Source organism: Soehngenia longivitae, assembly GCF_004684055.1.
Lineage (GTDB): Bacteria > Bacillota > Clostridia > Tissierellales > Tissierellaceae > Soehngenia > Soehngenia longivitae.
Genome location: NZ_SRIB01000006.1, coordinates 48,743 through 72,326, shown reverse-complemented (window position 1 = coordinate 72,326; position 23,584 = coordinate 48,743). Strand labels below are relative to the sequence as shown.

The following is a 23,584-nucleotide window of genomic DNA, read 5'->3' as shown; positions in this document are numbered from 1 at the left end:
CCCCTACCTTCTTATAATATATTTATGGCATCAAATTTGCACACTTCATAGCATTTACCACATTTAATACAAGTTTCTTGATCTATAACATGTACTTCTTTAACTTTTCCGCTTATAGCTCCAACAGGGCAATTTCTTCTGCAAACGCCGCATCCAATACAATTGTCTGCTACCTCATAATGTATCAGAGGTTTACACGATTTTGCTGGGCATTTCTTATCTCTTATATGTGCTTCATATTCATCTCTAAAATATCTAATTGTGCTTAATACTGGATTTGGTGCAGTTTGACCAAGTCCGCAGAGTGAACCATCTTTTACTTCAACTGCTAATCTTTCAAGTAATTCGATATCTCCTTCTCGTCCATTCCCTTCGACAATTCTTTCTAGTATTTCAAGCATCCTCTTTGTCCCTAGTCTACATTGGACACATTTACCGCAAGATTCTTTTCTAGTGAAATCTAAGAAAAATCTCGCCATATCAACCATACATGTGGTCTCATCCATTACAACCATACCACCAGAGCCCATTATAGCTCCTACTTTTGTTAATGATTCATAGTCTACTGTAACATCTTCCAAAAATGCTGGAACACATCCTCCTGATGGTCCTCCCATTTGCACAGCTTTAAATTTCTTGTTATTTAAAATTCCTCCACCGATGTCATAAATAATTTCTTTAATAGGCATACCCATTGGCACTTCAACTAATCCGCCTTTTTTGATCTTTCCTGTTAAAGCAAATACTTTTGTGCCTTTAGATTTTTCTGTGCCATAACTTGCAAATGCTTTTCCCCCATTTCTAATAATCCAAGGTACATTTGCGAATGTTTCTACATTGTTTATATTTGTAGGTTTACCCCAATATCCCTTTTGAGCTGGAAAAGGTGGTTTAAGTCTTGGCATTCCTCTCTCGCCTTCTAATGATGCTATTAGAGCAGTTTCTTCTCCACATACAAATGCTCCAGCTCCTGCTTTTATTCTAATATCAAAATTAAATCCTGTACCAAGAATGTTTTTCCCTAAATATCCTTTTTCTTTAGCTTGTGCTATTGCTATTTCTAATCTTTTTATCGCAAGTGGATACTCAGCCCTTACATAGATTATTCCTTCTTGGGCCCCTATTGCATATCCTCCTATGATCATGCCTTCTAATACCCTATGTGGGTCTCCTTCTAGTACAGATCTATCCATGAAGGCCCCTGGGTCACCTTCATCTGCATTGCACACCATATATTTTGGTGTTTCTTTCTCAACTTTGGCAGCATTCCATTTAAACCATGTTGGAAATCCTGCTCCACCTCTTCCTCTTAGACCGGATATCTTAATCTCCTCAATTATTTCATCTTGTGACAATTGAGTTAGACATTTCTCAAGAGCTTTATATCCACCTCTAGCTATGTATTCTTCGATTCTCTCTGGGTTTATTACTCCACAATTTTCTATCGCTATTCTAACTTGTTTTTTTAATGCTTCTTCATCTTCACTTGAAATCTTTTTGTCTTCAATTATATTCTTTTCTTTTGCTTTATTAACTAAATCAATTATTTCATCATCTTTTACTTTAACAAATCTATCAAATTGCCCATCATCATAATATATATCGACTATAGGTTCTAAATGACACATCCCAACACAGCCTGTGATATCAAGTTTAATATCTAATCCTTGGTCTACTTGTTCTTTTAATTCGTCATATACCTTTTTTGCACCAGCAGCTATACCACAGCTACCTAAGCCAACTACTACTTTCATTACTTTTCACCTCTTTTTTGTAATGTAGCTTCTTTTATTTCCCTTAATATACTTTTAGCTTTATCAGGTGTCAAACTACCGTATGTTATTCCATTGATCATCATTACAGGTGACAAGCTGCAGCATCCCAAACATGCTACATTATTTAGCGTAAATACATTATCTTCTGTTGTTTCCCCATTTTTAATTCCTAATTCTTCGACTATTGCTTCTTCAATTCTGTCCGCACCATTAACATGACATGCAGTCCCTTTGCAGAGCATTATTAAGTTATCTCCTACTGGATTTAGCCTAAACTGTGTGTAAAAAGTTGCAACTCCATAGATTTGTGAGGTATGAATTCCAGTCTCCCTAGAAATATATTCTAGTGCAGATAATGGAAGGTACCCATAAATTTCCTGTGCATGCTGTAAAATAGTTATCAAACTTCCCGGTACATTTTTGTACTTATCTAAGATTTCATCCATCAATCTTAAATCTACTTCTTCGTCTCTAAAGTGTTTTTTTAGTTCCTTTGCCCCACAGCAATCCACAATACCAACTCCTTTACAAAAGATATTATCCTTCAATAGCATTATATATTATACTTGACAAATAAACAATAAATAAAAGCCTCTTATATTACTTTGTTAATTATATAACATTATTGACTAATATGTAAATACAAAACTTCATCAAATATACAACAGTACAATATTAAATTAAGGGAGTACGATACTCCCTTAATTTAATTCCTTTATGCCTTCGACCAAAAAACTACGAAATTTTTATAATAGAGGCTTTTTGTTTATTTTTTTAGTTCATCTTGTAATTCTACAATAGACTTCAAGCTAATTTTATCTTTTTCTATGCCTAACAGTTCGAGTACTTCGTTAAGTTTACTCTCCTCTTGTACTTCAATTTCAATATAAGGATAAGGGTATGTTTCTTTATCCCAAACATCGAAAAATATTTGTGCATTCTTAAATTCATATACTTTTCTTTTCTTACGTCCAATTTTTATTTCATCAAATCCTAATTCTTTTAATAGATCTAACATTGTCTCCTTAGAGTCAATTTTTACATTGAGCTCTATATTTTCTCTCAAATCATTATTTTTAATATTCTTTTTAAGTGTCAAAGTTAGATCAGTTGTTGAGTTTAATCTATCTTTAGTCTCTCTTATTCTAAGATAAGCATCGATATAGTTCTTTATTGGATTTTTAGTAGAATCAATTAAAATATTCTCTTGTTCTTCATCTGATATGAGCCTACCACCTACATTAATTAATTTTCTTTCTACTTCATCTACATCAACATTTAGTATTTTTACTTCTAATTCTTTTTGCATAAACGTTCCTCTTCCACTAAAGAATAAGCATCTTTATCACATATTACGGTTACATTTGAATGTAAATGCAAAAAAGATACAGGTAAATAAGTAGTTACTCTGTCTTTCGTCAAAAACTCAAACAAAGCTTTACTTTTGCTTTTACCACTAGCTAGTAGTATTATTTCTTTACTTCTTAGTATCGAACCTATTCCCATAGAAATTGCTTTCCTAGGAACATCCTCAAGTGAATTGAAAAATCTAGAATTAGCTGTAATTGTATCTTCTGTCAATTCAACAACTGATGTCTTAGCATTTAAATATTGCCCTGGCTCATTAAAAGCAATGTGTCCATTACCACCTATCCCTAGTAATTGAACATCAACTCCACCTGATTTTTCTAATTTGTTTTCATACTCTTCTACTTCTTTAGTCAAATCTAAAGCTTTTCCGTCTGGGATATTCACATTTTTTAAATCTATATTGATCCATTTAAATAAATTTTCCATCATAAAATAGTAGTAGCTATTAGGATTATCTTTATTCATTCCCACATACTCATCTAAATTAAATGTTTTTATTTGGCTAAAATCAAGCTTCTCCTCTTTATGCATTTTAACCAACTCTTTATATGTCCCAATAGGGGTTGATCCTGTGGCAAGCCCCAATATAAGGTCAGGCTTTTCTTTGACTTTTGATGCTATTATTTGTGCACATAATTTACTGATCTCATCATAATTCTCTCTAACTATTACTTTCAATCTCATCACTCCATATCTTTTTTAATTTAAAATCTAAATAATCACTTGACACAAGGTGACACATTATTCCGTCCACATCTCCCTCTACTCCATATTTATGTCCCTGAGAATGCAAATGCCCATAAACACATATGTTCACCTCATATTTCTTTAATATATAAAAAAAATCATTGGGCTTTAAATTTAAATCGAAAGGAGGATAGTGCAACATAGCTATTTTAAATTTTGCTGAGTTAGGTATGGTTTTCAATGAATTCTCTAATCTCATTAATTCTCTATTATATATTTTTAAATCATCCTCTGTAAATAGCTCAGAATCCTTTGATGACCAAGCTCTTGTTCCAGCTACTGCTATCCCTTGGTATAGATATGAATCATTTTTCAAAAAATGCAATGTATTAAGACCCAACGAATTCAATTTAGCTACACTATTCCACCAATAATCATGGTTGCCTTTAATCAATACCTTTTGACCCGGTAAGTCATTTATTTTCATTAAGTCCACTTTAGCTTCTTCTAATTTTAGTGCCCAAGATATATCTCCAGGTATAAGGATAAGGTCATCATTTCTTACATTTTCTATCCAATTTTGAAATATCTTTTGCTCATGATTTTCCCACTCTATGCCAAATATATCCATGGGTTTATTTTTTGTAGCATCCAAGTGCAAATCTGCTATTGCGTAGATCATATTACACCTCAACTAGTTTGATATTTGTAAAAAATTAGCATTGTATTCCAGTTTATCAAGCAATGTTTGCTCAGTTTTATGACAGGTAAAGAGAATGACTTGTCTTTCTTCTTTTATTTTATTAAGCATATCTAGAGTGTTTGTTAACCGATCATCATCAAAATGTGCAAAAGGTTCGTCTAAGATAATTGGAAATTTACCTGCCCCTATTTCCTCACTCAATGCTATTCTCAATGCAAAGTTTATTTGATCGACAGTCCCAAAACTTAATTTATCTAAGTCTATGAGTTTGTTAGTCTTTGGGTCTAATACTGAAATGGACATCTCTTTGTCAATTTTAATAGTGGAATACTTCCCACCTGTAATCGCATTTATCTTTTCCCCAATTTTTCGATTAAATTCAGGTGCAAAATTTAAATGAATGTCTTCTGATATTCTGTTTATTGTACTTTCAGCAATATCAATAGCTTTTAGTTCGAAATCATATTTTTTTAACTTATCTTTTAACACTTGATTTTCTTCATTCAAAAACATCTCTTCCTCAAATAAATTATATGTTGACTTCAAAATTCCCTCTAAATTGCTTAACTTTTTTTCCAACTCAATTCGTTCTTTTTCTTTATTTCTGATTTCTATCTCTATATTTATTTTGTTTTCATATTCTGATGGCTTATTTACAACTTTTTCACTTGAAAATTCATTTTCAAGCTCTTGAAAGTTCTCAGACTCCAATAAGGTCTTTAAAAGTGTTTCATTTAATCGCAGCTCTTTTTCTAAAACCTCTTTTTCTTTTTGCTTTTCGTATGAATTATATATCTCTAAAACATCATTTGTTCCATACTTCGAGAAAATTTCTTCTAATTGTTGTTTGGTATAGTCATAGGATTTTTGAATTGAGATCATTTTTTCTTCTAAGTCCTTTATTCTCATTTCCATTCGGTTGATGTCTTTTTTGTCTAACTCTAAAATACTTATAGCTGTATTAATTTTTTGTATTTCTTCTGTTAAATCTTTTACACTGCTGAATTTTTCTTGTTTCAAAATTCTATAATATTGCTCTCTCTCATCTTCATATTGTTTTAGACTTTTGATTTTATCTAATAATTTCTTCTTGTTCTTAAATAATAAAAACACTATAATCCAGATTATTTGAGCAGAAATTAATAATCCAATATTTCTGTTATTGTAGGCATAAAAAGATATTGATATGTTAATGATTGGCAACAGAAAAATTAATATTGTGATAACCTTACTTTTGATTTTACTAAAATTATTTATTGCAAGAATTTGATCAGCGTACTCTTTTTTAGGCTCGAGTTCGAGTAATCCATTAAGATAATCTCTTTTAGCAATCAATTCAACATATCTATTTTCATCATATTCAATATTCTCGATTTCAGCTAATATTTGCATTCTTTGTCTATTCAATATTTCTAACTCATTTTCATAGTCTTCTAAAATCTTATTTATATTTTTTACTGAATTTATATCTTCATCCGAAACATTCAGCCAATTTTTAGATGATTCTAATTTAGCTTTTGTTAACTCGATGTTTTTAATGAGGCTTTTTGCCTTCAAATATTTTTCATATCTTTCATAAATATTAAATATATTAAGTTTCTGATTAAGTTCTTCTATATATGTATTTAATCTTGATATTTCTTTCAACACATTTAGTCTTTGATTTAAGTATTCGTCATACTCCAGTTTTTTTGCTTTAATTTCATTAAGTCTTACTTCATTCTTTTCTGATTTATCCATTATTTTCCAATAATCACTGGTTTTAGCTTTTACACTTCCAATTTCTTTTCTTCTTTCTTCGAGCATTTTCAATGCATTGTTTATAGATATATTTTCACTATTAGTTTGATAACTATTTGATAATCTTTCCCTTAAATCTTCAGATATTTTTTTATCAACTACGATTTCATTCTGTCCAATACATATTGTATTCTTAAAAGTTCTGTAATCCATATCGAAGAAATAAAATCCAGGCTGTATGATTCTAGTATTTCCTGAATTAGCGAAATTTCTAGTAATATCTTCACCGGTCACTTCATTATAAATTCTTAAATCCTCATAATTTCTCTTAAAGATCCGTTCTATCCTATAAGTTGCCTTTTCATGTTCAAATACTATGCTGCCCCTATAGTCTTGTCTATCAAATGGTTCGTATTTTTTAAGCTCGTCAAGATAAATTGTCTTTTTAACATTGGGTTTTATAAATCCATAGAACATGCCATGGATAAAAGCCTGAATTGTGGATTTACCCGCTTCATTTTTGCCATATATTATATTTAAGCCGTTGTCAAGATCTAAAATATAATTCTCAAATTTTCCGAAATTTGTTAATATGATCTTCTTTAATATCAAATCATTCAACCCCTTGTAATAAAGCACTTAATCCAAGATATAATGCTCTCTTATTTACTGGATCGATATCTCCATTGTTTTGAAAGCTATCAATGTAATATTGAATCAATGTATCTTTATACGTTTCTCTCAATCTGTCTAAATCAAAGTCCTCGATGCTATTATCTACTATATTGACATAGAAATATTCCCTTTGCAAATACTCTTTAAGTATATCAATGTCAAATTCTCTTGCTTTTATCCCATCAATTTCAAGCATCAAAAAATCTAAATTAGTATGATTAATATCTTTAGAAATACGATTTATCATGTCTAAATAACTCATATCAGCATCAATTGATAACTTGTAATTCAAAATTTTTCTTTTTGAAAATGGTTTGAATTTAAATGAGTTTTTTTCGCCAATGATTCCTTCAATATATCCTCTATCACCTATCTCAGTTATATCCAGAGGTTCTAAGCTCCCACAATATGCTATGTTGTCATACAGAAATTTAGGTTTATGTATATGCCCACATGCAATATAATCAAAATTTAAATCTTTTAGCTTTTGAAAATCAAAATCCATATAGTTAGAAGTGTCATCTCCATGAAGCATCAATATATTTGACGAATCATTGTTTATCTCAATCTGATTAATGATTGAAGATTGATTTCTTGAATAATTATCCCAACTATATCCAATTACATTTAAATTTAAATCTTCAAAGTATACGCTTTCTAATCCATTTTTGCCAAGGATTGTCACATTTTCAGGCCATTCCTCGGTAAAATAATAAGAATTCGAGTGAAATTTATCATGGTTACCACTAATTATTATGACTTTAGTTAAAGGAATACTCCCTAGAATACCTGTTAATCTAAAAAAATCTTTAAAAGAAAATGAATCATTTTCATATAAATCGCCTGCAATTAATAGCAGCTCAATTTTTTCTTCTTTAACTTGATTAATCAATTTTTCAAATGTTTCCCAAAGTTCTTTTCTCCTTATATTGCCGATCTCTCCGCCAAAGTATGAATTTTTAAAATTTGCACCTAAATGAATATCAGCAGTATGTATAAACTTAAACATGTCAATCCCTCCATTCGATATTATTGTAGGTTATTATATTGATTTTTTTCATATTTTCTTTAATTGTAGCAAGACTAGTCTCATGAAGATCATCTCTATTTATGAGTCCACAAGCAAACGCCAATCTAATCATCATCTCAATATCATATGCTCTATTAATGGAATTTGCAACACCTGCCATGAAATATCCTGTATTAATACCTTCTTTTGCTAATGCATTTACTTCAATTTCAAACACTCTTTCTTTATTAACTACAAAGAAATTGTCATCCTTAATTACAAAAACTGCCTCTTTAACATTTTGCTCCAATAAGTAATTGGCTGCTTTTATTATTTCTGTATTAGATAAAAGTCTAATGTTGAGAATTTCTTCAAGAGTGTCCACATCAACTAAGCACGTATCTAATGCTACACCGAATATATATTTATAATTTATTTGATCTATGCGAAGAAGCAATTTGACGTTATTTTTTACTGCATTATTCAATATTAGTTTCAAAGCATCATCTTCTATTACATTGATGTTATCATATGAAATGAAAACTATATTATAGTCTAAAATTACATCAGATATTGACTTAAAAAATTTATTAATCTCCTCACCGACAATTCTAATATCATTATCTCTTATTAATTCTACTCTATCTGAGTATTCTATTATTAAATGTTCACCAATTTTATCTTTAATTTCAACTGGTATATTGTAAATTCCATCTTTATTTAATATACTTTGATAAAGCTTGCTAGAGTTTCCTTGTCCAATAAAAGATAGCAAATTACAGTCTTGCCCTAATATCTTAGACATATAACAAAAATCTATTCCAAGCCCTACTGCACTTTCAATTCTCTTAACAACACGATATTCTTTAATACCAGTTTTTTCTAACGTTATTTTTTTCTGAATTAAAGGAACACATTCTATTGACAATATCATACAATCACCTCTTGATATTATTACCCATAATTATGCTAAACATGGCATTCTTAGATTGAAAGAACTTCATATAAATAATATAATTAGCTTAGAGGTGAATAACAATTGAAAGATTATAGTATATTTGATGTTATAGGTCCTATTATGGTTGGCCCATCTAGTTCACATACAGCAGGCGCTGTAAAACTTGGGAAAACAGCTATGGAACTTGCTGAAAAAAATTTTTATAAAGTTATATTTTATCTTCATGGTTCTTTCGCAAAAACTTACAAAGGCCATGGAACTGATAAAGCTTTAGTCGCAGGGATTTTAGGTTTTGAACCTTCTGATGATAGAGTTAAATATTCTCTAGAAATTGCAAAATCAAACAACTTAATAATAGAATTTTGTGAAACTGAATTTGAATATGCACACCCAAATACTGCTAAAATTGAATTTCACTACTTAAATAGTTCAGTGTTTTATGTAATCGGTTCTTCGATTGGAGGAGGTAATATTGTAATAACAAATATTAATGGAGATGATGTTGAATTTACTGGACAATACCCCACAATACTGTTGAAATATAAAGATAAAAAAGGAATGATCAGTCAAATAAGCACCATTCTTGCAAGCAATGAAATCAACATTGCAAGTATGAAAGTTACAAGATCAAATAATCTAGCTACTTTCGTTTGTGAAACAGATAATATTATAACAGATAAAGCTAAAGAAGAAATATTAAGGATAAACGAAATCAATATTGCCAAGTTTATCAATCCAGTTAGGAGTTGAATAAATGTATAATAAAGCTTGTGATGTAATCGAACTTTGTGAAAAAGAAAATAAGAAAATTTCTGAAATTGGCATACTCAAAGAAGCAAAAATGCGAAATTTACCAGAAGAAGATGTCATCAACGAGATGAAAAATGTACTTGAGGTAATGAAAAAATCAGCTACATTGGGATTAGAAACTCCTATAATATCACAATCAAGGATTACAGGTGGAAATGCTCTAAAAATAAATAATTATCTAAAAAACAATAAGTCTTTAAGTGGTAATCTTATAAATAGATCAATGGCTATGGCAGTTTCTACTTCTGAAGTGAATGCTTCAATGGGTGTCATATGTGCAGCACCTACAGCAGGGGCATCTGGAATATTGCCATCAAGCATATTGAATGCTAAAGAGAAATTGGGTTCAAGTGATGAAGATGTTATTTTTGCTCTCTTTACAGCAGCGGTTATTGGAGAATTAGCCACAAAAAATGCAACTGTATCAGGTGCTGAAGGTGGTTGCCAAGCAGAATGTGGTGTCGCTGCCTCAATGGCTGCAGCTGCAATTGTTGAAATGGCTGGTGGAAGTCCAGTAGATTCTTTCAATGCTGCTAGCTTTGCACTCATAAACGTCATGGGTTTGATATGTGATCCTGTTGCTGGATTAGTTGAATACCCTTGTTTCCTAAGAAATGCATCTGGTGTTGTAAATGCATTTATATCAGCTGATTTAGCATTAGCTGGAGTTCAAAGCCTAATACCTTTTGACGAAGTATTGGAGGCTATGTATAAAGTAGGCAAATCCTTACCTGATACCTTAAGAGAAACTGCTTTAGGAGGTATCTCTATAACGCCTACTGCAAAAGAAATAGCGAGGAGATTTTACAATGGAACTGCCAAATAATTTAAATTCAATTTACCCAGACAGTATAATAAAAGAACTTATTGATTTAAAACACAATAACGAATTTAATATTGCTTTATTCTTAAATAAAATTCTTCCTTACCTTAAAAGAATAAAAGATAATTCGATGAGGGATTGGGCATATGAATTATTTGATTATGCTGTATTTAAATCATTTCCACACAAAAAATCTAATGCTATAGATTTTACTATGATTGAAGTTTATGAAATAACACTTGGATTTTTATCTTACATAAATGGGAATGAGTTTCTCAACTATGATTATGAAAAATCAAGTGATTATGATAAATTTAAAAAAACTTTTTTGTCTTCATATATGTTTGAAATAATGCAGTTAGATATGTTTTTATACAAAAGAAATACTTTAGAACACGTAATGGGAGTAAAAAATGTTGCAATGCACATAGCTTTACAACTTAAAGAATTGGGTCTACCCATAGATTTAAACGTTGTTTTAGCTTCATCTTTAGGCCATGATATAGGAAAATATGGCGTGAGTCTACATGAGCAAGAAAGAGTGCCTTATCTTCATTATTATTACACTCAATATTGGTTTGAGAAAAATGGCATGGAAAAAATAGGTCATATTGCTTCAAATCACTCAACTTGGGATTTAGAGTTGGAAACTCTGCCTTTAGAATCTCTTGTATTGATTTACTCTGATTTTAGAGTAAAAAATGTCAAAGAGAACAATGCCTTTAATATGAAAATATTGACATTGGATGAATCATTTGAAGTAGTTCTTAATAAACTAGATGATTTAACTGAACAAAAAAAGAAAAGATATGAAAAAGTATTTGCAAAACTAAAAGATTTTGAAGACTATTTAAAATTCATGGCTGTTGACACCACTTTGTCAGGACAATTAGGTCAGAAAAAGGATCAGTATATTTGTCTTTTAGATGGCAATAAAATATCCAAGACATACAAATATAAATCAATAGAAAACAACATTCATTTGATGTCTAATCTCATAAATGAAGAAAATTTTCTTGAAATACTAGAAACAGCTCGTGGTGAAGAAGATTGGAGACGTCTTAGAATATACCTCCAAATTTTAAGAGAGTATTCTACTTATTTGACACAAAGGCAAAAAGAAATATCATTGCGCCTTTTAAAAGACTTATTATTGCATAAAGAAGAAGATATAAGAAAAGAATCCTCAGAAATAATTGGTAAGATTGTAGCAAATTTTGATGAGGAATACAGAAAAGAGTTACCCAAAGATATAGCAATTAAAATTAATTATAAGAAAAGCGAACAAATTTTCAGCTCTTTATTAGATGATTTGCTATTCCCAGATTATAAAATCGTCGAATCTCAAAATGAATGGCTTTACAATCTAAAAACTATTGTGAAATCGATTTTTTTAGAATGTAAAATGGATTATTATCAGATCTATTTTGATTCTTTAAGTAGATTCTATTCATCTAGCCAAAATCTTCCTGTTCTTTCACAATTCTATTTGACTCAGACAATTAGCTACATCCCAATCAATTCATTAGACCAAAATAGATATGATATATTTATAAAATATCTACATGGGAATTTAAATTCCCCTTATGAAACGATAAGAATAAGCACTCTTGATAAATGTATAGAAATTATCGATACTGTATATAATGAAAGTTACAATGAGTTTCTACGCCATTATTTAATAAATAATTCTAGCAAATCAAATTCTAATGCTGAAAATTATCTAAAATTTATATTATCAGAAAAGCTGAAGTTATCACCCGAGATTAAACAATCGTTGAAAAATAGTTTTGAAACTGATAACTCTGATATATCTGAGATTTTTTTGGAAAATTTGAAAACTGCAACGGGGTGGATTTATAAGAAAATAAATATAGACATCTTATATGATCAAGTCAAAAAAAATCCTGTTGAAACTGGTATGCACGCTGCAATTCATTTTTGTAATCTATTGAAAGTCAGCGCAATAGAAAAGGTCAGAAATTATAGTGGTCATACTCTTTTGTCAATCTTTCCTATGCTGTCATTAGAACAAAGAAACGATGTAACTATTGAACTATTAAGAGCATTGGAAATGGATAACTATCAATTCACTAAATTTATTCCAAACTATTTAGGTAGGCTCGTTTTGTTTTTACCTCCTAAAGAACTTGATGAAATAATTGATGATTTGGAAGATAAGGTAAAGACTTCTGAACCTCAAACTTGTATATTGTTATTTAAAACTATAGGTATTGCAATAGAGAACTACTATAATTATAAAAATTTGTTTTTTGAAGATATTGAAATCAATAGTAGAAGACTAAATCGGTTGTTCAGTCTGTTACTTATTCCACTATCTTCATATAAAGACGAACTAAAAACAGAATCATTAACAGTCATATCTAATAATATATTCAGTTCTAAAAATATGCCGTTACAAGAAAAAAGATTACTATTTACTAAATACTCAAAAAAGTTGCTGACACTTATGGATGATAAAATAGAAAATAATTATGTTTTTTACAGCAATGCTGCCTCCTTTAATAAAATTTACAAATATATATTAGAATGTGAATATGAAAAATTAGATTTGTCGATTGAATCTTTTGATAAAATTGCATTTTTCCCTGGTGCTTTTGATCCCTTTAGTCTAAGCCATAGACAAATTGCAAAAGAAATTCGAAAACTGGGTTTTGAAGTATTCCTTGCTGTAGATGAATTCTCGTGGTCTAAGAGAACAGAAGCACATCAATACAGGAGAAATATTATTAACATGACAGTATCTAATGAAGATGGCATTTACCTCTTTCCTTCAGATATTCCAATAAATCTAAGCAATGAAAGAGATCTAAAACTATTAAAGGAAGTTTTTATTAATAAAGAAATTTATTTAGCTGTTGGAACAGATGTAATACTCAATGCTTCAGCCTATAAAATGAATAAAGAAATACTGAATTTTTCACATTTGATTTTCGATCGTAGAACTTCAGCATTGCCTAATTTTGAAGAGGCTGAATTGGCAGATGCTATAAATAAGATAAAAGGTAAAGTAATTGAATTGTCACTTCCAACCCAATATGAAGATATTAGTTCGACAAAAATCAGGGAGTATATTGACCAAAATCGAGATATATCAAAACTTATAGATCCAATAGCAGCAGAATATATAAGAAATTTTAAATTGTACAAAAGAGAACCTTTGTATAAGTCATTAATAGAAACAAAAAAAATTAATGTGAGTATTTATAGAAATCTAAATGATGAACTTGTAGAATATCTGATTAATAGCTTTGGATCATATATAAATAAGGAAAATCTTCTAAAAATCAGAGATAAGCTTAGCTATAGAATTGTCGTTTTAAAAGAATCAAACACCTCTTTGCCACTAGCTTTTTCTATATTCTACTGGGTAAGGCATTCGAGATTATTTGAGGAATTTAAAGATCAAAATATAACAGAATATATCAGAGAAAATTCAAATGGAAGAACTGCTGTGATTTCCTGCCTTTTTTCAAAAGATAATAACGAAAGTTACTTAGATATGGTTTTAAACGAATCATTGTCAATAGCTATTAATAGGGATTACAATAATTGTATCTATTATAATAATATAATAAATGGGAATGATGATTTAGCCCAAAAGTATATTGAATTACAAGGATTTCTAAAAACCAATTTTAAAATTGATGATAATCCTATGTATTTTGTAGATATGAATAACCCTATCAGCCTTAATTTAGACTTAGAAAATATGCTAAAATCTCCATATAACACCGAGTCTAGGATTTCAAATACAATTAACTTAACGAGAAATAGATTGAAAAAGGCTATAGCAGACCTATATCCAGGCAATTTAGTGATTGCATTTTCAAAAGATATGATATACTCAAAACTAATTCAAAAAGTTTGTGATACAAATGGAGTTTCAGTAATTGACGCTAATAAAACTAAACTTGGCGAAAAAATGTGTGTGCCCTTTGGAATTATACTAAATAAGACGCTTCTGCCTAATACTGTAACTAAAACTCTTCACACCGAAAAACAGTTTTCAAAGGATGTAGAAAATTTTACTATAAGGAATTTCCCTAACTATTTATCTCTAAAAGAACAGTGTAAAGTTATTAAATCTTTCAATAGACCTGTAATTTTGGTGGATGACATATTACACAATGGATATAGACTTCAAATAGTTGTTCCAAATCTCTTAGAGCAGGAGGTAAAAATATCTAAACTATTAGTTGGCATTCTCTCAGGCAGAGGAAAAGAAATTGCTGAATTGATGAATATTGATGTAGATAGTGCCTATTTCATCCCAAATTTAAAACTATGGGTAAATGAAAGTGCTCAATACCCATTTTTAGGAGGAGATATGATTCAAGGGGAGCAATCAAATGCTAATTTACTTACTAGCGTCAATCTTCTGCTCCCTTATGTTTATCCTAAATATATAGAAGATTCATCAATTCAAAAGATATATGAACTCTCAAAAATATGTTTAGAAAATGCTCTATTAATTTTTAGTGAAATTGAAAAAGTATACCAAGAGATAAATGAAAAAAATCTAAACATAAATACATTAGGAGAAGTTCTTTTTGTCCCTAGAATACCAGATATTGATCAAAATCATTATGCTAAGAATTTGATGAAGCCTTCGGACTTTATAAAAAAAGATCTAGATTATCTCAAAAGGCTTGAATCACCTTATAACTAAAAGGAGGATGTAAATATGTATTATTACAGATTTAATGGTTGTAAATTTTTTTCAATGGATAAATATGAAGAATTAGAAGAGATAAAAGAAAATACTTTTTTTAACTCGATAGATGAAACAATCTATTTTCTTAACAAAAATAATCCTATGCATTCGAGAAGAGCTTTTAGTGTAAATGATGTATCTCAATTGTTTTCTAAAGATGAATCAGTGAGTATTTTATATAAAAATGATGTTACTGGTTATGCAATTAATCCAATTATTGAAAAACTAATTGCAGCTAGAAAGATTAAATCAATAAATACAAATTACCCAACATGGAAAGATGAGTTGAAAAAACTTCCTAATAAATGGAAAATCAATGTCATGGCATTAGGTGATGTAGGAAGTACACTATTGATTGGTTTGGTATTATTAGGAAAAGATATTGAAATTGGGATATATGACAGAAATGAAGAAAAGCTTATGAGATGGGAAAAGGAATTAAAGCAAATAAGAATTCCTTTTAATGTAGACTGTTTCCCTAAAATTAATATTCTTAATGAAGACGAATTATTTGAATGTGACATGTTTGTATTTTGCGCTTCAAAAGGAATTCCTAAAGTAGGTGAACAATTAAGTGATTATAGAATGGTGCAATTCGAAGAAAACAGTAAAATAATAAGTCAATATGCAAAAATAGCGAGGGATCATAGATTTAAAGGTATATTTGCAGTTATAAGCGATCCCGTAGAATTATTATGTAAAGTCGCTTTTTTAGAAAGCAATAAAAATGACAGTGGTATATATGATTTTAATGGTCTAGCTTCTAATCAGATTATCGGTTATGGTTTAGGGGTCATGAATGCAAGAGCGGTTTATTATGCAGAGAAAGACCCAGCATTTGTGCATTATAAAAATGAAGGGAGAGTTTTTGGCCCTCATGGTAGTGGATTAGTTGTTGCTGATAGCATCATTAATTATGATGAAGTTAAATCAGAGCAGTTAACGAAAAAATGTGTTAATGCAAATGTAGAGGTCAGGGAATTGGGCTTTAAACCCTATGTAGCTCCCAGCTTGTCCTCTGGAGCATTGTCAATACTCGCAACCATAAATGGTGACTTTTTCTATGGATCAACTTTGATGAGAGATGCTTTTTTTGGAAGTAAGATGCGACTAACTAATTCAGGTATTGAAATTGAACAGAACAATTTAGATGAAAAATTAAGGCAAAGAATTGAGACATCCTATGATGAACTAAGGAGAATTATATGAAAGAAAATATATTATTAATACCGTCAGAACCAAGTAAAATGCTATTTAAAATGATAGAATCAGCAATTGAAGATAATGATATAATTAAAATTAGTGAATTAACTCATAATGAGGATTTAAGAAATAAAAACATATTATTAGCAATAGAATTAAATTCTATTGGCACAAATAATAATCTAAATTCAATGTTAGATAAATTAACTCAAATGAGTTTTAATTCTTTAATTAATTCTAAAGCTAGTATCCTCATTCATAGCAACTACAATAATTTCACAAAGACATATGCTCAACAAGTAATATATTTAATGAATAGGTTAGGATGTCGTTTCCCTGGAAGACCAATAGTTGAAGCTAATGAAAACTTAGATAATTTCATTGCTATGCAAAAAATTTATAATCTTCCCTTAGAAGAAATACTTCTGATGAAATCTCAAGAACTAGGGAGAAAACTATTTTCCGAACAAGAATTTTTTCGAAATAAAAATATTGTTGCGATTCATTCTTCAAATAAAGAGACATCTAATACCCTTATGCTTTGGGATATGGTTAAAGATAATTTAAAAGACCTATATGTAAAAGATATAAACTTAGGAAATGGAAATATAATAGATTGTAGAGGTTGTGGTTACAAGACTTGCAAATATTTTGGTAAACAATCCAAATGTTATTATGGTGGAATAATAGTAGAAGAAGTATATCCTTCTATACTTGATTCTTCTACTATTGTATTTTTATGTCCAAATTACAATGATATGTTGACTGCAAATATTGTAGCCACAATAAACAGACTAACAGCCCTATTTAGAAAAACCAAATTCTATGATAAAAGAATTTTCGGAGTAGTTGTTTCAGGTTATTCTGGTTCAGATGCTCTTTCTAAACAGTTAATTAGTAGCTTAAATATAAATAAGACTTTTGAATTACCTCCATATTTCTCATTAGAAATGACTGCAAATGATCCCGGTTACATCAATAAAATTCCAAATGTACAAACTACTGCTAAAAATTTTGCAGAAATTATAAAAAGAGATCTTCTTTTATCTTAATGCAATATATTTCCAGTTGTTAGTCTTAAATCGCAATGTAATTACTAGCCACCTAATAAATTGATCTATAAATACAGCTATCCATGCACCTATTAGTCCAACATTTAACACCAGAACAAGATAATAAGCGATTATAATTCTAACCCCTAGTACTCCAATAAAAGTAGATATCAATGTCCATACAGTATCTCCAGCTCCTCTTAGCCCGCCTGATAGAATTAATTGTGAACACTGAAATGGCATAGTAAAAGCCATTAATTTTAAGATTCTAGTAGCTTCTTTTAATACATCAGGATCATCCGTATATAACATCGCTACATATTTGCCAAAAAAGAAGAATAAAATCATCATAAATATTGAGATCACAACCCCAATTTTTTGGGACTCTTTTATGTAGCCTTCAGCTTCATCTTGATCACCAGAGCCTAGTGCCCTGCCAGTTAATGTTGATGCAGCTATGCCAAAAGCTTGTCCTGGAGTAAAAGACAAATTTAAAATATTTAAGCATATTTGGTGAGTAGCATAGGCTACAGTTCCTAACGACGCAACTATCTTAACAAACATCAAAACTCCAAGTCTAAATGCAATCTGTTCTAAGGATGCAGGAAGTCCTATCTTTATTAAATTATACATTACATCTTTGTCAAAGTGAAACTTATCTTTAATGTTTAGCTTAATTACGCTATGGCTTTTTCTTAAATGTGTTATCAGGAGAAACAAAGCAACGAGTTGGGAAAAAGTCGTTGATATTCCAGCTCCAGTAATTCCTAAAGGTTTGATTCCAAACAAACCATATATTAAAATTGCGTTTCCTACGACATTTAATAAGTTTACTCTTATATTTATTTTCATTGGAGTTTTAGTGTCTCCAGCACCTCTTAATGCTGCAAATATTGAAAAATTAAAGCTTTGAAAAGCAAACCCTAAAGTAACTATCCTAAAATAATCTTTCCCTATCGCAATAGCATCTGGTTTTGCCCCAAAAAAATGCATTAATTCTTCAGTAAATCCTAATCCGAGAACTAATATAGGAACAACTAATAAAAGCTGAGTTAAAATGATGATATGTTTTACAACTGATTCAATCTTGTCTTCTCTCTTAGCTCCAATATATCTTGCAACCATTGCAGTAGCGCCTACATTTAAAGCCTGAACTAGTGATAGCCCAATGAAAATCAATTGATTTGTTATCCCTACAGCGGCAATAGAAGCTGTTGATACTTCATGGCTTCCAAAATGTCCAAGCATCATCATGTCTATCATGCCAAATAATGTACCTAATAACAGCTCAACAAAAACTGGAGTTGCTATTTTTAAAATTTCACTTCTTTTATTCTCTTTTACAATACTTTCACTCAAATTACTTCGCCTCGCTTAATATGTAATTAGACTCACTAAATATTATAGCACTTAAATTTTCAAAAAACAATAATGGAGAGCATTTTCGCTCTCCAAGTAATACGCTAATATTTAATTTACAGATTCAATTCTGTGTAGAACCACTTTTTCAATTAATTCTATTTTTTCATTTGCATTCTCTTTAGTATCAGCTACCGTGTAAATATATATTTTTATTTTTGGTTCAGTACCAGATGGCCTAATAGCATACCATGATCCGTCATCTAAGAAAAACCTCAATACATTTGACTTGCCTGCATCTGTTTCATCTCTTAAATAGTCTATAGTGTCTTTAAGCATCATTTCACCTATCGACATAATAGGTTGATGTCTTATATCATCCATCATTCTCTTAATCCTGTACTGACCCTCAATTCCCTCTAAAACAATTGATATTTGCTTTTCAGCATAATAACCGTACTCACTATACATATTCTCTAATACATCCAATAGCGACATACCTTTATTTTTATAATATCCAGCCATCTCTGCAATTATCATTGAAGATACAATGGCATCTTTGTCTCTTACTAAATCTTGATAGACATAACCAATACTTTCCTCATATCCAAATAAAAATTTGTATTCTCCTGTAATATCCCACTCATTAGCTTTAGCACATATATTTTTAAATCCTGTTAGTGTTTCAAACGTTGTTACGCCATATTTTTTTGCAACTGCTTTTCCTAAATCTCCAGTAACAATGCTTTTTACAATTGCTGCATTTGAGGATAGATCATTTTTAGCATGTCTTTGAGTTACAATGTAATTTACTAACAATGCACCTGTCTGGTTTCCATTTAAATAAGTATAATCACCATTATCATTCATTACAGCTACTGCAACTCTATCAGAATCTGGATCTGTAGCTAATAGTAAATCTGCTTTTTCTCTAAGCCCAAGCTCTCTTGCATATTTAAATGCTTTAGTATCCTCTGGATTTGGATATCCTACTGTAGCAAATGTAGGGTCTGGATTTTCTTGTTCTGGAACAACTATAATATTGTTAAATCCTCTCTCTTTTAAGACTCTTCTTACAGGCTTGTTGCCAGTTCCGTTTAGTGGCGTATAGACAATTTTTATATCCTTGTCAACATTTTCATCATTAATTGCCATATTCAATATTTCTCTAGTATATTGATCATCGATCTCTTTACCTAGGATCTCGATTAATCCTTTATCTTTTGCTTCATCAAAATTCATCATTTTGACATTCTTATAATGCCCTATTTTCGAAATTTCAGATAGTATTTCGTCTGCAATTTCATCTAATATTTGAGAGCCTTCTTCCCAATATACTTTGTAACCATTATAGTCCTTAGGATTATGGCTTGCAGTTATAACGATTCCAGATATTGTACCTAGTTTTCGGATTGTATAGGATAACATCGGTGTTGGTCTTATGCCATCAAATAAATATACTTTAATTCCATTTGCAGCTAAAACTCTAGCAGCAATCTCAGCAAATTTATCTGAATACATTCGAACATCATATGCTATTGCTACTCCTCTTTTTTTTGCTTCTTCGCCTCTCTTTAGTATTGTACTCGCTAAACCTTGAGTAGCTAATGATACTGTATATACATTCATTCTATTAGTACCAGCACCTATTTTTCCTCTTAAGCCAGCTGTTCCAAACTCGAGATCCTTAAAGAACCTATCTTCTATCTCTTTTTCATCAGTTAAATTCTTTAACTCTAACTTTGTTTGTTCATCAAAATAAGGATCTTCTACCCACATTTTATACTTTTCCATGTAGTCCATACTATTCCCTCCATTAATAGTTGTCTATTGTTTCAAAAAAACTATAACAAAGATATGCGAATTAGTCTATATGTTTTTTATACAATTCGCTATATCTTATTGCATTGTTTCTTATTGAAATAATTTCTTCTTCTGTAACTGTCCTAACTACTTTGCCTGGAATTCCAATTACCATTGAATTATCTGGTATTACCTTGCCTTCAGTGATTACTGTTCCCGCACCGATTATACAATTATTACCTACCACAGCTCTATTTAGAACAATTGCTCCCATGCCTATCAAAGTGTTATTTCCAATAGTACAACCATGAATTATTGCATTATGCCCTATTACGCAGTAATCACCTATTTTAGTAGGAATATTTGTTTCAGTATGAACTACTGCATTATCCTGAATATTTGTATATTTCCCAATTTCAATATTTTCTATGTCACCTCTAACGACTGCTCCATACCATATGCTGCTATTTTCACCTATTATTATATCTCCTATCACATCAGCGCTATCTGCAACAAATGCTGTCTTATGAATCTTTACTTTTTGCTCATTTAAGTCTTTTATCATTCTAACCTCCGCATTATTCCATGTTTTTTGCTTTTTCAAGTCGTTCTAACTCTATTCCCCAATCCTCATAACCTTCTACAAGGATTTTATAATAGTTATCTGGTGGTGCTTGTAAGCTTTTTTCAACCATCGTATATGCTAATGCTTCATATTTATTTCCAAATTCGTCCTCAAGCTCTACTACTATTCTATCATATAAATCTGGATATCCTTCTAATATATCTAGCTTTTCTAATTCTTGTTTCGAAATTAGATACAACCCTCCAACTACCTCTTCCCCTTCAAAAGGTATTATGTCCGCCAATTCATTAAATGTCAATTTATAATTCTTCAATATGACTTTTTTTAGCGGTAAAGCATTTGGGCAACGACTCGCCATGTATTTTTTACTTAGATTGCTTGCATATGCAAAATATAGCATAAAAACACCTCCTCATTTACTATTTTAATTTTACCCATTGTAACTTTATTTACACACATAAATCACTTTTCTGTTCTTCTAAAATCATATAGTTTAATAGACAGAAATAAAAAAAAGGCAGCTGTTATTATTAGAAAAAAAATATGCTGTGTAAAACTCATACTCTTCTCGCCAATACCATATATCAATCCCATTTCAAATTTAAAATCATCTAAGTATTTCTGTTCTGCCAATCTAAATGTTATTTCTATTGGTTTTGCCATGAATATATTTCTAAAAAGTAAAGCTGCATGTGATAGCGGAAATAGCTTTATCAGTGTTTGAATTGACTGTGGCAATATGCCTATGGGGACATAAATTCCAGTTAAAAATCCCGCTAAAGTTCCTGTAACAGTGCTCATGGCTGCAAAAGCATTCATACTGCTAAAAAAGTTTATAAAAAAGAGCATCATTGAACTTGAAGTTAATGCCGTTAAAAAAATTAGGCTAAAGGCTAGTATTAAATCCCTAAATCCTAAAATATTTCCTCCATTCATAACTATATATATTTCGCCTAGAATGAATGTAATCACTGCCATAATCAGAGCTATGAGTAAAGAACTTGAAAAATAGCTAAACATCATGGTTCGAGAAGTAAGTGGTGAAGAAGCAAAATCTTTAATTATCTTATTATGTTTGTCTTCAACCATTATCCCCAACGCGCCTAGGGATGTAGTCATAGTAGTTACAACTAGTAGTCCTGCAATTATCCAGCTGTCAATTAAAAACCTAGTTCCCTCGTAATCGCCTATGGAAGAGCTAATATTTTCTCCTAAGAAAAGAGCATAAAGACCAATTATAATAAATGTAGAAAGGAGCGAATAAAAAACCTGCACTCTATCTCTAAAAAACAATTTAATATTTCTAATAAGTAGTGATTTCATTCTCTTATCTCCTTTCCTGTAATGGATATAAACGCATCATCAAGTGTCCCTTTTATAACTTCAAAGCCCACTATTATATTTTCATTTGCTTCTAAAATAGGTATTGCTTCTTTGGAACTATTTAATTCGACAATAATTTCATCATTCTTCGTTGAATACTTATAATTATTTAACTTTAAATAATTTAAAACATCTTCTTCCTTTTCCGTCCACATTATCAGTTTGTCCGTAGTATATCGTGATTTTAAATCCTGCGGACTCCCAGATGCTACTATTTTCCCATCATCAATTACCACTATATAATCAGCATTACTGGCTTCTTCCATGTAGTGAGTTGTCATAAAGACTGTAGTGTTTGTTTTCTCTTGTATTCCTCTTATAGTATTCCAAATGGATTGTCTCGTCTGTGGATCTAATCCAACTGTTGGCTCGTCTAAAAAAAGAATCTTAGGAATATTTAACAATGCTCTAGCAATATCACACCTTCTTTTTTGACCACCGGAGAGTTTCCCATATTTTCTATTCAATAACTCATATATACCACATTTCTCACTCACATCTCTTATGATATCATTTAGTTCATCGCTTTTTTTCCCGTAAAAATTACCTCTGATATATAAATTCTCTCTAACTGTAAGTAAATCATCTAATAAACTATCTTGAAATACCACCCCAATGCAATTTCTTATAGATTGATCTTCTTTGCCGAGTTCATATCCATTTATCAACACTTCACCACTGTCTTTTTTTCTTAAAGTGCTCAAAATATCAATTGTTGTGCTTTTCCCTGCTCCATTTGGCCCTAAAAAAGCGAATAATTTCCCCTCTTCTACAAACAAGTCTATTCCTTTAACTGCTTTTACTTCCCCAAATGACTTAACTAAATTATTAACTTCAATTATTTTTCCCATTTCTCCACCTCTTTTTATATAATTATGTTATAATCTGGATAAATAATAAAGGAGAATC

General features: G+C 30.4%; 19 protein-coding genes. 5 read left to right on the top strand and 14 right to left on the bottom strand.

Annotated features, from left to right (window positions below; all coding sequences use genetic code 11):
* Nucleotides 1-11: 11 nt before the first annotated feature.
* From nuoF to E4100_RS05315, 8 genes are all read right to left on the bottom strand, one after another.
* Nucleotides 12-1,754 carry an NADH-quinone oxidoreductase subunit NuoF gene (gene nuoF / locus E4100_RS05350; RefSeq protein ID WP_135271013.1) on the bottom strand — a complete coding sequence of 581 codons (1,743 nt, stop codon included), beginning with the start codon at nt 1,752-1,754 and terminating at the stop codon, nt 12-14.
* Entirely contained in the window at nt 1,754-2,287 is a 534-nt protein-coding gene (gene nuoE, locus E4100_RS05345) for an NADH-quinone oxidoreductase subunit NuoE (RefSeq protein WP_209315289.1), read from the bottom strand. The genes nuoF and nuoE overlap by 1 nt, the downstream gene beginning before the upstream one ends.
* Before the next feature lie 254 nt (nt 2,288-2,541).
* Nucleotides 2,542-3,084, bottom strand: coding sequence for a class IV adenylate cyclase (locus E4100_RS05340; protein ID WP_135271011.1), 543 nt, complete (start codon nt 3,082-3,084; stop codon nt 2,542-2,544).
* Nucleotides 3,069-3,824 (bottom strand): glucosamine-6-phosphate deaminase, encoded by a 756-nt coding sequence (gene nagB, locus E4100_RS05335; protein WP_135271010.1) that lies wholly within the window; start codon nt 3,822-3,824, stop codon nt 3,069-3,071. The genes E4100_RS05340 and nagB overlap by 16 nt, the downstream gene beginning before the upstream one ends.
* Nucleotides 3,808-4,515 carry a metallophosphoesterase gene (locus E4100_RS05330; RefSeq protein ID WP_135271009.1) on the bottom strand — a complete coding sequence of 236 codons (708 nt, stop codon included), beginning with the start codon at nt 4,513-4,515 and terminating at the stop codon, nt 3,808-3,810. Before E4100_RS05330 ends, nagB begins: the two co-directional genes overlap by 17 nt.
* A gap of 12 nt (nt 4,516-4,527) precedes the next feature.
* Entirely contained in the window at nt 4,528-6,888 is a 2,361-nt protein-coding gene (locus tag E4100_RS05325) for an ATP-binding protein (protein WP_167792084.1), read from the bottom strand.
* A 1-nt stretch (nt 6,889) separates the two neighbouring features.
* Nucleotides 6,890-7,960, bottom strand: a complete 1,071-nt coding sequence (locus E4100_RS05320; protein ID WP_135271007.1) for a metallophosphoesterase family protein — start codon at nt 7,958-7,960, stop codon at nt 6,890-6,892.
* Nucleotide 7,961: 1 nt separating this feature from the next.
* Nucleotides 7,962-8,894 (bottom strand): 1-phosphofructokinase family hexose kinase, encoded by a 933-nt coding sequence (locus E4100_RS05315; RefSeq protein ID WP_135271006.1) that lies wholly within the window; start codon nt 8,892-8,894, stop codon nt 7,962-7,964.
* 105 nt (nt 8,895-8,999) lie between these two features.
* On the opposite strand from E4100_RS05315, the gene sdaAB reads away from it, so the two are divergent.
* The 5 genes from sdaAB to E4100_RS05290 are packed head-to-tail and all read left to right on the top strand — an operon-like array spanning nt 9,000 to nt 17,544.
* The gene (gene sdaAB, locus E4100_RS05310) at nt 9,000-9,668 is read left to right on the top strand and encodes an L-serine ammonia-lyase, iron-sulfur-dependent subunit beta (RefSeq protein WP_135271005.1); all 669 of its coding nucleotides are present in this window, start codon (nt 9,000-9,002) and stop codon (nt 9,666-9,668) included.
* Nucleotides 9,669-9,672: 4 nt separating this feature from the next.
* Nucleotides 9,673-10,554: an L-serine ammonia-lyase, iron-sulfur-dependent, subunit alpha gene (gene sdaAA, locus E4100_RS05305; protein ID WP_135271004.1), complete on the top strand. Its 882-nt coding sequence runs from the start codon at nt 9,673-9,675 to the stop codon at nt 10,552-10,554.
* On the top strand, nt 10,538-15,244 hold the full coding sequence (locus E4100_RS05300) for a cytidyltransferase (protein ID WP_135271003.1): 4,707 nt from the start codon (nt 10,538-10,540) through the stop codon (nt 15,242-15,244). Before sdaAA ends, E4100_RS05300 begins: the two co-directional genes overlap by 17 nt.
* 15 nt (nt 15,245-15,259) lie before the next feature.
* A complete protein-coding gene (locus tag E4100_RS05295; RefSeq protein WP_135271002.1) occupies nt 15,260-16,498 on the top strand; it encodes a lactate/malate family dehydrogenase in 1,239 nt (412 codons plus the stop codon).
* Nucleotides 16,495-17,544: a flavodoxin family protein gene (locus E4100_RS05290; RefSeq protein WP_135271001.1), complete on the top strand. Its 1,050-nt coding sequence runs from the start codon at nt 16,495-16,497 to the stop codon at nt 17,542-17,544. The genes E4100_RS05295 and E4100_RS05290 overlap by 4 nt, the downstream gene beginning before the upstream one ends.
* Here E4100_RS05290 and E4100_RS05285 read toward each other — a convergent pair.
* The 6 genes from E4100_RS05285 to E4100_RS05260 all read right to left on the bottom strand — a co-directional run bounded on the left by E4100_RS05285 (nt 17,536) and on the right by E4100_RS05260 (nt 23,526).
* Entirely contained in the window at nt 17,536-18,903 is a 1,368-nt protein-coding gene (locus tag E4100_RS05285; protein ID WP_135271000.1) for an MATE family efflux transporter, read from the bottom strand. The genes E4100_RS05290 and E4100_RS05285 overlap by 9 nt on opposite strands.
* A 111-nt stretch (nt 18,904-19,014) precedes the next feature.
* A complete protein-coding gene (locus E4100_RS05280) occupies nt 19,015-20,706 on the bottom strand; it encodes a phospho-sugar mutase (protein WP_135270999.1) in 1,692 nt (563 codons plus the stop codon).
* Nucleotides 20,707-20,767: 61 nt separating this feature from the next.
* Complete coding sequence (locus tag E4100_RS05275; protein WP_135270998.1) at nt 20,768-21,271, bottom strand: gamma carbonic anhydrase family protein; 504 nt, start codon at nt 21,269-21,271, stop codon at nt 20,768-20,770.
* A gap of 13 nt (nt 21,272-21,284) precedes the next feature.
* Entirely contained in the window at nt 21,285-21,692 is a 408-nt protein-coding gene (locus E4100_RS05270; RefSeq protein WP_135270997.1) for a gamma-glutamylcyclotransferase family protein, read from the bottom strand.
* Nucleotides 21,693-21,754: 62 nt separating this feature from the next.
* Nucleotides 21,755-22,615 (bottom strand): ABC transporter permease, encoded by an 861-nt coding sequence (locus E4100_RS05265; protein WP_135270996.1) that lies wholly within the window; start codon nt 22,613-22,615, stop codon nt 21,755-21,757.
* Nucleotides 22,612-23,526 (bottom strand): ABC transporter ATP-binding protein, encoded by a 915-nt coding sequence (locus E4100_RS05260; RefSeq protein WP_135270995.1) that lies wholly within the window; start codon nt 23,524-23,526, stop codon nt 22,612-22,614. Before E4100_RS05260 ends, E4100_RS05265 begins: the two co-directional genes overlap by 4 nt.
* Nucleotides 23,527-23,584: the final 58 nt, after the last annotated feature.